This window comes from Caulobacter radicis, assembly GCF_003094615.1.
GTDB lineage: Bacteria > Pseudomonadota > Alphaproteobacteria > Caulobacterales > Caulobacteraceae > Caulobacter > Caulobacter radicis.
Map to the genome: position 1 here is coordinate 34,851 of NZ_QDKO01000008.1, position 14,050 is coordinate 48,900.

12 protein-coding genes are annotated in these 14,050 nt (G+C 68.3%); 6 read left to right on the top strand and 6 right to left on the bottom strand.

Annotated features, from left to right (window positions below; genetic code table 11):
* The first annotated feature begins 40 nt into the window (after positions 1 to 40).
* Both DDF62_RS02185 and DDF62_RS02190 read left to right on the top strand, forming a co-directional pair.
* A complete protein-coding gene (locus DDF62_RS02185; protein WP_116487595.1) occupies positions 41 to 463 on the top strand; it encodes a YkvA family protein in 423 nt (140 codons plus the stop codon).
* On the top strand, positions 456 to 1,088 hold the full coding sequence (locus tag DDF62_RS02190) for a lysoplasmalogenase (RefSeq protein WP_116487596.1): 633 nt from the start codon (positions 456 to 458) through the stop codon (positions 1,086 to 1,088). Before DDF62_RS02185 ends, DDF62_RS02190 begins: the two co-directional genes overlap by 8 nt.
* Before the next feature lie 121 nt (positions 1,089 to 1,209).
* On the opposite strand, the gene DDF62_RS02195 is transcribed toward DDF62_RS02190, so the two are convergent.
* Together DDF62_RS02195 and DDF62_RS02200 are read right to left on the bottom strand one after the other, a co-directional pair.
* Entirely contained in the window at positions 1,210 to 2,571 is a 1,362-nt protein-coding gene (locus tag DDF62_RS02195) for a glutamate--cysteine ligase (protein ID WP_116487597.1), read from the bottom strand.
* 283 nt (positions 2,572 to 2,854) lie between these two features.
* Positions 2,855 to 3,571: a 16S rRNA (uracil(1498)-N(3))-methyltransferase gene (locus tag DDF62_RS02200; RefSeq protein ID WP_116487598.1), complete on the bottom strand. Its 717-nt coding sequence runs from the start codon at positions 3,569 to 3,571 to the stop codon at positions 2,855 to 2,857.
* Positions 3,572 to 3,634: 63 nt separating this feature from the next.
* Between DDF62_RS02200 and ppk2 the strand changes: the two genes are divergently transcribed.
* On the top strand, positions 3,635 to 4,411 hold the full coding sequence (gene ppk2, locus DDF62_RS02205; protein WP_116487599.1) for a polyphosphate kinase 2: 777 nt from the start codon (positions 3,635 to 3,637) through the stop codon (positions 4,409 to 4,411).
* A 112-nt stretch (positions 4,412 to 4,523) separates the two neighbouring features.
* Here the strand turns inward: ppk2 and DDF62_RS02210 are convergent, their stop codons facing one another.
* The gene (locus tag DDF62_RS02210) at positions 4,524 to 5,078 is read right to left on the bottom strand and encodes a thioredoxin domain-containing protein (protein WP_208866809.1); all 555 of its coding nucleotides are present in this window, start codon (positions 5,076 to 5,078) and stop codon (positions 4,524 to 4,526) included.
* Between the two features lie 232 nt (positions 5,079 to 5,310).
* On the opposite strand from DDF62_RS02210, the gene DDF62_RS02215 reads away from it, so the two are divergent.
* Entirely contained in the window at positions 5,311 to 5,937 is a 627-nt protein-coding gene (locus DDF62_RS02215) for a helix-turn-helix domain-containing protein (RefSeq protein ID WP_116487600.1), read from the top strand.
* Between the two features lie 71 nt (positions 5,938 to 6,008).
* Positions 6,009 to 6,758, top strand: a complete 750-nt coding sequence (locus DDF62_RS02220; protein ID WP_116487601.1) for an SDR family oxidoreductase — start codon at positions 6,009 to 6,011, stop codon at positions 6,756 to 6,758.
* Between the two features lie 5 nt (positions 6,759 to 6,763).
* Here DDF62_RS02220 and DDF62_RS02225 read toward each other — a convergent pair whose 3' ends face one another.
* The 3 genes from DDF62_RS02225 to DDF62_RS02235 form a co-directional block, all read right to left on the bottom strand.
* Positions 6,764 to 7,585, bottom strand: coding sequence for a hypothetical protein (locus DDF62_RS02225; RefSeq protein ID WP_116487602.1), 822 nt, complete (start codon positions 7,583 to 7,585; stop codon positions 6,764 to 6,766).
* A 145-nt stretch (positions 7,586 to 7,730) separates the two neighbouring features.
* Positions 7,731 to 10,139: a TonB-dependent receptor gene (locus tag DDF62_RS02230; RefSeq protein WP_133244869.1), complete on the bottom strand. Its 2,409-nt coding sequence runs from the start codon at positions 10,137 to 10,139 to the stop codon at positions 7,731 to 7,733.
* Between the two features lie 308 nt (positions 10,140 to 10,447).
* Positions 10,448 to 11,956 (bottom strand): S10 family peptidase, encoded by a 1,509-nt coding sequence (locus DDF62_RS02235; protein WP_116487643.1) that lies wholly within the window; start codon positions 11,954 to 11,956, stop codon positions 10,448 to 10,450.
* Positions 11,957 to 12,335: 379 nt separating this feature from the next.
* Between DDF62_RS02235 and lpdA the strand changes: the two genes are divergently transcribed.
* On the top strand, positions 12,336 to 13,739 hold the full coding sequence (gene lpdA, locus DDF62_RS02240) for a dihydrolipoyl dehydrogenase (RefSeq protein ID WP_116487604.1): 1,404 nt from the start codon (positions 12,336 to 12,338) through the stop codon (positions 13,737 to 13,739).
* Positions 13,740 to 14,050: the final 311 nt, after the last annotated feature.

Below are 14,050 nucleotides of genomic sequence, written 5' to 3' on the forward strand. Positions count from 1 at the left end.
GGTTGCGTTTAATTGGTGTGTTGAGGAGCGGTTTAACCCGATGAGCGCCGACGCCAAACCATCCCCCGACGTCAACGGCGGCGTTACGCCCGACGACGTGCTGGACCCGAGGAAGGCGCTCGTGCCGGCCACGGTGCGGGTCAACGAGCAGCGGGTCAGCCGCGGCTTCTGGCCGAAGATGCGCAAGGTGGCCTCGAAGGTGCCGTTCGCCGCCGACGCCCTGTCGCTGTGGTGGTGCGCGCGCGACCCGGAAACGCCGACGGCGGCGAAAGGCATGATGTTCGCGGCCCTGGCCTATTTCGTGCTGCCCACCGACGCCATTCCCGACGTGCTGCCGGCGCTGGGCTTCACCGACGACGCCGCCGTGATCGCCGCCCTGCTGGCCATCGTCGGCAAGAACCTGAAGGCCCGCCACAAGGACGCCGCCCAGGCCTTCCTCGCCAAGCTCTCCAAGGATGACTGACCAGGTTCTGTGGACGATCTGCGGCGTCTGCGCCCTGGCCTACGGCCTCGCGCTGGTCGAGCGTCCGCCCTCGTTCCTGCGCACGCTGGTCAAGACGGCGTCCACCGGCGCGCTGGCGGTGCTGGCCTATCTGGAGGGCGGCACGGTTCTGCTGGCCGTGGCCCTGACCCTGTGCGCGCTGGGCGACGCCTTCCTGGCCGGCGATCCCAAGCGCTGGCTGCCGTTCGGCCTGGCCGCGTTCCTGGCCGGGCACGTCGTCTATGTGATCGTCTTCTGGCGCGAGCGCACGGCGCCTAGCCAGGCCTTCTTCGTGCTGGCCCCGGTCGCGGCTCTGGTCGGCGCGGTGATGCTGCGCAGGCTGTGGGGATCGCTGGGGCCGCTGCGGCCGGCCGTGCTGGCCTATGTGGCGGCGATCCTGGCCATGGTGGTCTCGGCGGCGGCCCTGCCGACCGTGCGCTGGCCGGCGACCGTCGGGGCGGTGGCGTTCATGGCCTCGGACGCGATCCTGGCCTTCGACCTCTTCAAGGGCGCCAAGCTGCTGGGTTCGGCGAGGCTGACGGCCTGGGCCGTGTGGTTTCTCTATATCGGCGGCCAGGTCGGGATAGCCGTGGGGATGCTCAGATAAGATCCTCCCCCCGAAGGGGGAGGTGGCCCGGAGGGCCGGAGGGGGAAGCCGTTGCTGACGCGCCGCTATCACTTCCCCCTCAGTCGCTCCGCGACAGCTCCCCCTTCAGGGGGAGCATTTTTTAGTAAGCCCCTTCGTCGAACAGCTTGCCGATGTCGCCGCCCCACGGGCCGTGGAACTTTTCCAGCAGGCGTTCGGCGGGCGTGATCCCGCTGTCGGCGATCTCTTCCAGTTCGCCCAGATAGATCGACTCGTCGAGGAAGCCGCCGTTCAGCTGGCCGCGGGCCTTCAGGCCCTGCTTGGCGATGGCGACGAAGTCCTTGGCTACGTCCTGGACGGTGCGGCCGGCGACCTTGGCCTTCAGGCCCAGGGTCGGCACGTCGCGGCGCAGGCCTTCGCGGTCTTCGACGGTCCAGTCCTTGGCCAGGTCCCAGGCGGCGGCGAGCGCGGCGTCGTCGTAGAACACGCCGGTCCACAGGGCCGGCAGGGCGCACAGGCGGCTCCACGGGCCCGCGTCGGCGCCGCGCATTTCCAGGTAGGTCTTCAGGCGGACTTCCGGGAACGCGGTGGTGGCGTGGTCGGCCCAGTCCTTGATGGTGGCGCGCTCGCCGCCGACTTCCTCGATCTTGCCGTCGATGAAGTCACGGAAAGACCGGCCGGCCAGGTCGATATAGCGGTCGCCGCGCTTGGCGAAATACATCGGCACGTCCAGCATGTACTGGGCGTAGCGCTCGAAGCCGAAGCCGTCCTCGAACACGAACGACAGCAGGCCCGTGCGGTTGGGGTCGGTGTCGGTCCAGACGTTGGCGCGCGACGAGAGGAAGCCGTTGGGCTTGCCTTCCGTGAACGGAGAATTGGCGAACAGCGCCGTGGCGATCGGTTGCAGGGCCAGGCTCATGCGGAACTTGGCGACCATGTCGGCTTCGCTCTCGAAGTCGAGATTGGCCTGCACCGTGCAGGTGCGCAGCATCATGTCGAGGCCGAGGTTGCCGACCTTGGGCATGTAGTTGCGCATGATCACGTACCGGCCCTTGGGCATGACCGGCACCTCCTCGCGCTTCCACTGCGGCGAGAAGCCGACGCCGAGGAAGCCCAGGCCCAGCTCGTCGGCCACGGTCTTGACCTCGTCAAGGTGGCCGCCGGTCTCTTCGCAGATGTCGTGCATGGTCAGCAGCGGGGCGCCCGAGAGCTCGAACTGGCCGCCGGGCTCGAGGCTGACATTGGCGCCGTTGCGCTCGAGGCCGATGATCACATCGCCCTCCATCACCGGCTTCCAGCCGAAGCGCTGCAGGCCGATCAGCAGGGCGTGCACGCCCTTGTCGCCGTAGTAGGGCACGGGTGCGTGGGAGCCCAGATAGAAGCCGAACTTCTCGTGCTCGGCGCCGACGCGGAAGGCGGACCTGGGCTTGCTGCCCTTGGCGAAGTAGGCGGTCAGGTCTTCGAGGGTCAGCGGGCGCTGATCCAGGCTGGCGGTGTCGGCCATCGCCGTCTCCCCTAAAATCGAACGCCACAGGAGGGGAGGGGCCCAGTTCCCCCCGACCGCCACGACAAGCGTGGAGCGCAGTTGGGCGCTGTCTTAGCCGACCTCAAGGGGGTCCGCTACAATTAGCGTTACCGTTCGGTCTCAACGATCCTCTCCCCGTGGGAGAGGTGTCGGTGAAGCCGACGGAGAGGGGAGCAGCTGCGGGATCGGCTAAGATCCGCGGAAGCTGAAAACGGCCCCCCTCCGGCCCTCCGGGCCACCTCCCCCGGAGGGGGAGGATCTCTTACTTCCAATCCCCCGCCGCGGCTTGCCACAGGGTCATGGCGCTGATCGCGGCGGTGTCGGCGCGCAGGATGCGCGGGCCCAGCGACACCGGCGTCACGAACGGCAGGGAGCGCAGGCGTTCGCGTTCCTCGGGGGCGAAGCCGCCTTCGGGGCCGATCAGGATGGCGGCGGGACCGCCCGTGCCGGCCAGGGCCTCGATGGCGGGTTTGGCGTCGCCGCCCTCGTCGCAGAACACCAGGCGGCGGCCCTCGTCCCAGCCGTCGAGGATCTTGTCGAGCTTCTCGGGATCGAGGATCGCCGGCACGTCGAGGCGGCCGGTCTGCTCGGCGGCCTCCATGGCGATGGCGTCCAGGCGGGCCAGCTTCATGTAGTCGACATTGGTGCGGCGGGTGACCGTCAGGCGCACCCGGCGGGCGCCCAGTTCGGCGGCCTTCTCGACGATGGTCTCGACGCGGCCCCGCTTGACCATGGCGACGATCAAATCAAGGTCGGGCGGCGTGGTCTGCTCGCGGGTCTGTTCCTGGGCCTTCAGCAGGCAGCCGCGCTTGCCGGCGTCGACCAGGCTGGCGCGCCACTCGCCGTCGGTTCCGTTGAACACCAGGATCTCGTCGCCGACGCCAAGGCGCATGACCTGAACGAGATAGCGAGACTGCTCCTGGGTCGGAGCGATTCCGGCGTCCTTGGACAGCGGCTGGGGCACGAAGAGGCGGATCATGCGCTCCTTCTAGCGCAGGTTCGGTTTCCGGGGGTAGGCTCCGGCCGCAAGCAAGGAGTGGGCATGACCAGGACCCGCGACTACGACGAGGAGCTGCGCGACCTTCAGGTGGCGCTGATCGCCCTGCAGAAGCACGCCATCGACAAGCAGTGGAAGCTGCTGGCGATCTTCGAGGGCCGCGACGCCGCCGGCAAGGACGGCGCCATCGCCCGCATCACCGAGCACCTGCACAGGCGACAGACCATCGTGGCGGCCCTGCCCAAGCCCAGCGACCGCGAGGCCAGCGAGTGGTACTTCCAGCGCTATGTGGAATGGCTGCCGGCCTGCGGCGAGGCGGTGATCTTCAACCGCTCCTGGTACAACCGGGCCGGGGTCGAGCGGGTGATGGGCTTTTCCACGCCCCAGCAGCAGGAGCAGTTCCTGCGCGACGTGCCGGGCTTCGAGCGGATGCTGGTCGAGAACGGCATGCGGCTGTCGAAGTTCTGGCTCGACATCGGCAAGGACACCCAGGCCGAAAGGCTGAAGGCCCGGCGCGACGATCCGCTGAAGGCCTTCAAGACCAGTTCGCTCGACGCCGTCGCCCAGGAGAAGTGGGACGACTACACCGCCGCCCGCGACGACATGCTGACCCGCACCCACACCGAGGCCGCGCCGTGGGTGTGCGTCCGGGCCGACCACAAGAAGGCCGCCCGGTTGAACATCATCCGCTGGCTGCTGCACGCGGCCGCGCCGAACGGGGCGGCGGGCAAGAAGATCCTCAAGGGCGTGCCCGAGCCGGACCCGGAAGTGATCTTCCGCTTCGAGCCGGCGGCGCTGAGCGACGGGCGGCTGGCGCGGTAGGGGGGCAGCGTGATCCTCGCCCTTCGACAGGCTCAGGGTGAGGATCATTGATGCGTTCGGGATAGGAAACCTCATCCTGAGCTTGTCGAGGGACGAGGTTTCCGCTGAGGCGCTAGCCGACGGGCGCGGCGCAGACGCCGTCCGCGCAGCCGTCTTCCACTTCTGCCTGTGCGCCCGGTGAAGCCGCCGCGCCAGACTGCACCAGGGCCTGTACGGCCGCGCCCAGGGTCAGGTCCGGCGGGTGGCCGAACAGCTTGTGGACCAGGCGCCCCTGGCGGTCGAACAGCAGCAGGCTGGGCGTGCCCTGCAGGGCGTAGGCCCGCATGGTCTGGGGGATCGGGCCGCCGTTCGGGTCGGGGGCGTCGATGCCGACCGGGAACCTGATGCGATACTCGTGCAGGAAGGCCTCCAGCGCCGCATGCGTGTTGGCCTCGTGATGCTCGAACACGGTGTGCAGGCCGATCACCGCCAGGTCGGATTCCGGGAAGGCCTCGCGCAGGCGCTGGGCCTGGGGCAGGGCGTTGGCCACGCAGCCGGGGCACAGCATCTGGAAGGCGTAGACCGCCACCACCCGGCCGGCCAGGGCGGGCAGGTCGAGCGGCGCCTTGCTGTTGAACCAGCGGCTGGTGGTCAGGGGCGGGGGCTTGGTCGTCATCGGGGGCGTCATGGATGGCCTCGTGGCTTGCCGCCGATAGATGGGCGCCCGGCCGCGCCGGCCCAGGCCGCGACTGGGACAAGCCGGCCGTGAAATCGCGACCGGAATGTCCAAGACCTCACGGTTCGTGTGCAAAAAATGGAAAAGATAGCTTTCCATCATTTCCATTTCGCGATCGTTCGAGCCCCGCCATTCTCTCCTTCGACGCCGCGGCCGCCGGGCCCGCCAGGGGAGATTTCAGACCATGTTCGCCACCCAGACGATGACCGCCCGCGCCGCCCAGATCGGTGAGACCTCGCGCAGCTTCGCCCCCCGCGAGGACGTGCAGGCCAGCGCCCTGCCCAAGCGCATCGCCGACCTGCTGCGCGACGCCCAGCGCACCGCCCGCGAGGATCGCGGCGAGGCCGAGCGCCGCATCCAGGAGGCCATGGCCCTGGTCCAGCGCGAGGGCCTGCGCCTGCTGGAAGCCGCCGCGCCGGGCGAACTCGATCGTGGCGGCCTGGCCCCCTGGCAGATGCGCCGCATCGACGCCCATCTGGCCGCCAATCTCGACGGCTCGGTGCGGGTGACGGACCTGGCCGCCATCGCCAAGCTCAGCGTCAGCCACTTCTCGCGCGCCTTCGCCGCCAGCTACGGCATGGCCCCGCGCGACCACATCCTCAATCTGCGCCTGGAACAGGCCCGCACGATGATGCTGGACTCGGCCGAGCCGCTGGGCCGCATCGCGATTGCCTGTGGTTTCTCCGACCAGGCCCACCTGTCGAACCGCTTCCGCCGCGCCTTCGACATCAGCCCCAACGCCTGGCGCCGCCAGAACCTGCGCGGGGCGGCGCCCGCCGACATCAACGCCGCCGATCCGGCCTACGCCTGAGGCCGCAGCAGGATCCGGGTGGCCGTCCCACGCCGTTTGCCGGACCCTGGCCTCCAGATCAGGAGGCAAGCATGTCGATGCTGAACAACAAGGTCGCGATCGTCACCGGCGCGTCGTCGGGGATCGGTCGGGCCACCGCCCTGCGGCTGGCCGCCGAGGGGGCGGCGGTGGTGATCAACGCCCGGGGCGGCCACGCTCTGGAGATCGTCGCCGGGGAGATCCGTAGCCACGGCGGACAGGTGCACGCGGTCACCGGCGACGTCGTCGATCCCGCCACCCACGAGGCCCTGGTCGCCGCCGCCGTCGAGCGGTTCGGCGGGCTGGACATCGCCATCAACAACGCCGGCGCCGTCGGCCCCTATGCGCCGCTCGCCGACATCGCGCTGGACGACTGGAACGCCGTGCTGGCCGCCAACCTGACCTCGGCCTTTCTCGGGGCCAGGGCCCAGGTTCCCGCCATGCTGGCGCGGGGCGGCGGCAGCTTGGTTTTCGTCTCGACCTTCGTGGGGACCAGCGTCGGCATACCCGGCATGGCCGCCTATGGCGCGTCGAAGGCCGGACTGATGGGCCTGGTGAAGGGGCTGACCGCCGACTACGCCGCGCGAGGGATCCGCGCCAACGCCCTCTTGCCCGGCGGGACCGATACGCCGATGGGCGGCGACGCGGCGCAGAAGGAATGGGCCGCCGGCCTGCATGCCTTGAAGCGCATCGCCGACCCCGACGAGATCGCCAGCGCGGCCCTGTTCCTGGCCAGCCCCATGGCCAGCTTCGTCGCCGGCTCGGCCCTCTATGCCGACGGCGGCAACGCGGCGGTGAAGTAGGGGCTTCAGCCGGCCTTGGCGGCCGGGGGGGCGGGCGGCGCGGTCGCCGGCTGCTCCGGCGTCTTGGCCGGCGGGCGGTCATGAGTCAGCACAAGGCCGTCCTTGCCGATGATCACGTAGCGCGACGGGGGTTTGGTGCTGTTCGGCGGTGCTTTGGCGGCTACGTTCGAAGGTGGGGCGTCGGCCGCGCATCGGATGATAGTGGCCTTCTCACCCATCCACATGACTTGCCCCTCGCATGGGATCTTGTCGCTCTTTGCAACCCAGCGCTCGCCGACAAAGCCTCTGGCGATGAAGGTCTGCGACATCATCAGGGACCAGAGGTAAATGGCGGCCCCACAGGCCAGAACGCTCGGGAGGATCAAGATGCTGCGCCACCACGCCGAGTGCTGCAGATGTTTGCTGCGGTAGAGCGTGTAGGCAGCCAACCCGAGACCCGCCCAGAGCGTGCTGTAGAGCAGTGAATGACCTCGCTCCGCCGACAGCCAGCCGGCGAGTGCGAGGAGCCCGACCAGAATGGCCAACGCGAGAATGAGATAGGGTTGTCGTGCGGGGCCGACGGCGCTTCCCAGAAGGTCGATCATCGCCGCCGCCGGCCAGATCATCAACGGCACGAAGACGGCCACCACGCCGACGACGAAGTTGATGGCCGCGATGTCGCTCGCGCTGGCGAGCTGCGGGAACGCCACGTTCCATTCCTTGAAGATGATGACGAGCGCCCCGTTGGTGACGCCGAGCACCACCGTCGTGAGCAGGGGCCAATACTTCTGAAGGACATCGAGGCTGAAGCGAGGCGTCGACGCGAGTGTGTCGGGAGAGGGGGCCATGCGGGTCCTTCAAGGTCGTGCATGGCCGAGTTCTCGGCGAGTCGGTCAATCGAGGATTGATTTTCTCGGTTAAAGCTCTCGCTTTGCGATCGCGACGCCCGTCCCCTGGCGCATAGAGCGCCAGGGGACGGAGCGTTCCTGGCGCCTAGTAGCTGGCGCGCAGGGTGAAGGCGACCGCGCGGGCGTCGCCCGGCGTGCCGACGACGAGGCCCGAATTGCCCGAGACCACGGTGATGTTCTGCAGGTATTCGGCGTCGAAGGCGTTGCGCACCGAGACGAACGCTTCCCAGCCCGCCTGCGACTTGAAGCCGGCCCGCAGGTTGACGATCTCGTAGGCCTTGATGATCGAGTACCGCGAGTCCGAGCTGTCGGCGTAGTAGTTGGAGCGGAAGCTGGCGTCGACGCCGGCATAGACCTCGCCGGTCAGGCGGCCCAGGCTCGCGTCCTGGCGATATTCCGCCCCGGCCGATCCGGCCCACTTCGACAGGCCCGGCAGCGGGCGGCCCGACAGGTCGCACTGGGCGGTCGAGGCCCCGATCCGCTCGAGCGGGCAGGGGCCGTTGACGAAGTCGGCGTACTTGCCCTCGGTCCAGGCCAGGTTGCCGTAGAACTTGAAGCCGCCGATCGAGCGGGTGGTGGCGTCGAGCTCAACGCCGCGCACCTCGACCTTCTTGACGTTGGCCAGGTAGCCGCGCAGGGCGCCGGGGCCGCTGTCGACGACGTTGGCCTGGAAGTCCTTCACGTCGGTGGCGAAGGCGGCGAGGTTGGCCGTCAGCAGGCGGTCGAACCACTGGGTCTTCAGGCCGACGTCGATCGTCGTCACCTTCTCGGGGCGGATCACCGCGGCCTGCTGCGAGGGCAGGTTGGCGCTGGTCAGCGGCAGGGACGTCATGTTGATGCCGCCCGACTTGTTGCCGCTGGAGACGGTGGCGTAGGCGTTGATGTCCTTGGTCAGGGCGTAGACCACGGCGATCTGGCCCGACCAGGCGCCGTCGTCGGTCTTGGCCGAGAAGTTCTGCGGGCGGGCGATGCCCAGGCGGCGGGTGTTCTGGGCCGCCGTGGGGTTGGCCAGGCCGCCGGTGGTGGTCTGGACGTAGGTTCCGTCCTTCTTTTCCTGGGTGAAGCGCACGCCGGGCGTGACGCTGAGGCGGTCGTTGACCTTCCAGGTCAGCTGGCCGAAGGCGGCGTAGCTGGTGGTGTCGATCGTGCTGTCGTTGAAGACGGTGTAGCCGTCGAGCAGCGCCGGGACCGAGGCCTCGGGCGTGCCCGGCAGCAGCCAGTACGAGGCGTCCGAGCCGTATTCGGTGACGCCGTGGGTCGTGACGTTCTGGTCGAAGTAATAGAGGCCGACGGTCCAGTCGAAAGCCTCGCCGACGTTGTTGGACAGGCGGAACTCCTGGCTGAACTGCTTCTGGTGCGAGGGGTTGTTGGATCGGCGGGTGACGTCCAGCGCGGTGTAGTCGCGGTCGTTGCGCGGCTCCCAGTCCCATTCGCGGTGGGCGGTGACCGAGGTCAGGGTGACCGGACCGAAGTCGTAGTCGGCGACCGCCGACAGGCCGTTGACCCACTGGTCGGCCTGGATCGGGTCGTCGATGTCGGAGATGCGGTCGTAGGGGTTGGTGCTGGCCACCTTGTAGTTCTTGCCGGCGGCCAGGAAGGCGTATTCCAGGTTGCTGTTCTTGGCGGTGTCGCCGACCGTGACATAGACCTGGGTGCAGCACTCGGGCTGCTGGACGGCGTAGTCGCCGTAGAGCTTGACCGTCAGCTTCTCGTTCGGGGTGAACTTCAGCTGGCCGCGATAGCCGGTGCTGGCTCGGGCGTTCTGGTAGGTGTTGCTCTTGGGATTGTAGAGGTCGCCGTCGCGCCAGGTGCCGACGAACGACAGGCGGGCGGCCAGCTTGTCCTTGATGATCGGGCCGGCGGCCGTGGCCTTGAACTGGCGGAAGTTGAGGCTGCCGTAGCTGGCCTCCACGTCGGCCTCGAACTCCTGGGTGGCGTCGCGGGTGGTGATGTTCAGCGCGCCGGCGGTGGTGTTCTTGCCAAACAGCGTGCCCTGCGGGCCGCGCAGGACCTCGATCTGCTGGATGTCGATGAAGTCGAGCGTCGCGGCCCCGGGGCGCGAGTTGTAGACTTGGTCCACATAGATGCCGACGCCCTGCTCCAGGCCGTCGTTGGCCAGGCCGTAGGACGCACCCAGGCCCCGGATGGTCAGGGCGGTGTTGCGCGGGTTGGGCGACAGCACCTGCAGCGTCGGGACCAGCTGGGTCAGGGCGACGATGCTGTTGACGCCGGTCTGGGTCAGGGTCTCGGCCGAGGTCACCGTCAGGGCGATCGGCACTTCCTGGGCGCTTTCCTCGCGGCGGCGGGCGGTGACGAAGACCTGTCCGACCAGGCTGGAATCGTCGGTCGCGACCGGATCGGCCGGGTCCGCCGGGGCGGTCGCGACGGGCGCGACATCGGCCTCGGCGGCCAGGGCCAGGCTGGCGGTGGTGGAAAGAAGCGCGCCCAGCAGGGCGGCGCGGCCGAGCCTTTGGGCCGAAAGTCCGATCGTCACGTAGTGCCCCCTCAATTCGAGATAACGCCATTCGGCGATTGGGTTGCGGTGATATCTACGTATTCCTATCGGTGAAATGGAGAATGGCTCCGCGACCGGCCAGTTTTTCTACGGGGCGGGATATGGGCCTGGTCGTGGGGCGGATAGGCGAAAGGCCGCCCCGGTCTCCCGGGACGGCCCTTGGATTTGGTCGGTGCTCAGCGAAAACCTCGTCCTTCGACAGGCTCAGGATGAGGTTTTCTACTGCGAAGCTTCAGCCTTGGTCCTCACCCTGAGCTTGTCGAAGGGCGAGGACCACGCAGGGCCCGTCAGTTCGCGCCGTACAGCTTCTTCACATCCGCGCGGAAGGCGGCCCCGCTGTCGGGGCGGCTGTAGAACATGTGGCCGCCGGGATAGTTGGACAGGGTCACGCGGCCGTTGGCCGTGGCCGGCATGGCGTCGACCACTAGGCGCGAGGCGAAGAACGGGCACGACAGGTCGTTGTAGCCGTGGACGATCAGCACCTTCAGCTTGGGGTCGACCGAGACCGACTTGCGCAGGTCGGTGACCGACTCGGTGTCGGGGCCGCGGCCGCGATCCCAGGCCTGGTTCACCTCGCCCGACAGAGCGTCGTAGCGGCCCTCGACCTTCCAGCCGACGGTGCGGGTGGTGAAGTCGACGATGGCGCTGGTGGTGGGCGCGATGATCGAGTCGAGGATCGGGTCGTTGATCTCCTGCTCGGGGGCGAACGGGAAGGGATCCAGCGAGGTGACGTTGCTGTCGTAGCGGCTGCCCAGGCGGCCCGTCTGGCGGAACACCTCGCGCAGGAACGACTGGGTCTCCAGCCGGCCGCCGGCGCGGCGGATATAGGTCGGATCAAGGCCGGTCATGGCCGAGACCTTGGTGGTCAGGCGATCCAGGGCCGCCGGGTCCGAACCCTTCATCAGGTCGACCATGTATTCGCCGCGGGTGTAGTCCTCGACGTCCTTGATGGCGGCCGGGGTCAGCTTGCCCTCGCGCTCGAGCTTGGCGGCGGCGATCGACGGCAGGGTCCACATGGCCGGCAGGGGCGAGATCTCCTGGGCGGTGCGGCCGGCGCTCGACAGCAGCGGCGAGACCAGAACCAGGCCGTTGATGCCGACGCCGTAGTCGGTCTGCAGGGTGTAGGTCAGGCGCGGGCCGCGGAAGCCGCCGTAGCTTTCGCCGACGATGTATTTGGGCGACTGCAGGCGCTCGTTCTTGACCAGCCAGTCGAAGACGATGCGCGACAGGTAGTCGATGTCCTGCTTGACGCCGTAGAAGCGCTTCTTGGTCTCCTCGGGCGTGGTCAGGCTGCGCGAGAAGCCGGTGCCGACGGCGTCGATGAAGACCAGATCGGTGAAGTCCATCCAGCTGGCCGGGTTGTCCTGCAGGCGGGTGGGGGCCGACGGGCTGTCGCCCTCGGCGCCGAACTGCACGCGCTTGGGACCGAGCGCGAAGTTCAGATAGACCGAGGCCGCGCCCGGGCCGCCGTTGAAGGCGAAGGTCACCGGACGGTTGGGATCGCGCGGGCCGTCCAGCGTGTAGGCGGTGAACACCACCTCGGCGATCTTCTTGCCCTTCTCGTCGCGCACCGGCAGCGAGCCGACGGTGGCGGTGTAGGAAACGGTCTTGCCGGCCAGGACGGTGGTCTGCTTGACCGACTTGTCGGCCGGGAAGGCGGGCAGTTCGGCGGCCGGGGCTTTTTCCGGCGTGGGCTTGGCGTCCTGGGCCATGGCGTTGCCTGGCAGGGTTCCGGCGGCCATCACGCCGATCGCGAGGGCCGCCCCCGCGGTCCACGACTTCCAAGTGCTGAGCATGTCGCCTCCCGAACGCCTTCCGGTTTCGCTGAACCGGCGCGCCTTGCCGTCCTGAATTTGGAGCGCGCGCGGCATGGCGGGCTCCGGTGATGGGCGAAATGGCTAGAGCATGGCCAAGCTGTCGGCAAGGACGACGCGGAAAAGTGGGCGAGCGGCAAGAACGTGCCCATGGGCCGGGCAGGGCGCGCCTGTCCAAGACGCGGGCGGCAGGGCGGAATTTCCCTTTCCGGATCACGCATAAGGGCGAAAAACGGGTTCCGTTTTGTCCCCCGCCGCACTAGGAGTAGCCCCGCCTCGGCAAGGCCTGCCAAAGCGTCTTGCCGACACCATATTTCTGTCCGGCGCCGTTCCTGGCGCGTTGCTGCAAGGCGAAGATCCCATGGCCCAATACGACGTCGTCATCATCGGGGGCGGCCCCGGCGGCTACAACGCGGCGACCCGCGCTGGCCAGCTGGGCCTGAAGGCGGCCATCGTCGAAGGTCGCGGCAAGCTGGGCGGCACCTGCCTGAACGTCGGCTGCATGCCGTCCAAGGCCCTGCTGCACGCGTCGGAATACTATGAAGCCGCCGCCGGCGGCGAGTTCGCCAAGCTCGGCATCGAAGTGAAGCCGAAGCTGAACCTTGACCAGATGATGGCCCAGAAGGCCGAGAGCGTCGAAGCCCTGACCAAGGGCGTCGAGTTCATCATGAAGAAGAACAAGGTTGAGTACGTGAAGGGCTGGGGCCGCATCGACGGACCCGGCAAGGTCGTCGTCAAGGCCGAAGACGGTTCGGAACGCGTCCTCGAGACCAAGAACATCGTCATCGCCACCGGCTCGGAGCCGACCCCGCTGCCGGGCGTCGCCGTCGACAACGCCGGCCGCATCGTCGACTCGACGGGCGCCCTCTCCCTGCCGACCGTGCCCAAGAGCTTGATCGTGGTCGGCGCCGGCGTCATCGGCCTGGAGCTGGGTTCGGTGTGGCGTCGCCTGGGCGCGGAAGTCACCGTCGTCGAGTACCTGGACCGCATCCTGCCGGGCACCGACACCGAAGTGGCCAACGCCTTCCAGAAGATCCTCGGCAAGCAGGGCTTCAAGTTCAAGCTCGGCGCCAAGGTCACTGGCGCGGCCGACAAGGGCAAGCAGGCTGAACTGACCCTGGAGCCGGTCGCCGGCGGCGAAGCCGAGACCCTGCAGGCCGACTACGTGCTGGTGGCCATCGGCCGTCGCCCGTTCACCCAAGGCCTGGGCCTGGAAACCGTGGGCATCACCCCCGACAAGCGCGGCGTCATCGCCAACGACCACTACAAGACCGGCGTCGACGGGATCTGGGTCATCGGCGACGTGACCTCGGGTCCGATGCTGGCCCACAAGGCCGAGGACGAGGCCGTGGCCTGCATCGAGCTGATCGCGGGCAAGGCCGGCCACGTGAACTACGACATCATCCCGGGCGTCATCTACACCAAGCCGGAAGTCGCCACCGTCGGTAAGACGGAAGACGAACTGAAGGCCGCGGGCGTCGCCTACAAGGTCGGCAAGTTTCCGTTCCTTGCCAACAGCCGCGCCAAGATCAACCACGAGACCGACGGCTTCGTGAAGGTGCTGGCCGACGCCAAGACCGACCGCATCCTGGGCGCCCACGCCGTGGGTCCCAACGTCGGCGACATGATCGCCGAGATCTGCGTGGCCATGGAGTTCGGCGGTTCGTCGGAAGACGTCGCCCGCACCTGCCACCCGCACCCCACCCGCTCGGAAGCCATCCGCCAGGCGGCCATGGGCGTCGAAGGCTGGACGATGCAGGCTTAAGGCCTCGCGTCTGTCCGACAACTAGGAAGCGCGCCCGTTCCATCGGGCGCGGAGTGGCGGGGTTCCGGCAACGGAGCCCCGCCATGCTTTTGTCCGCTGTCCTGCTGGCTGCCTCCAAGCGCGGCTCCCCGGTGGACACGCCGATGGCGGTGAGCCGATGAACTTGTTCTCAAGCTAATTTGGTTCGTCATCCCGGCCGGCTCTACGCTGCGCTTCGGCCGGGATGACGAGCTTTTTTGCTTCTCAGAGGCCAGGAAAAAACCCCGCCGGCTGGCGCCGGCGGGGCTCTGAAGTTCAGGGAGGATACGCCC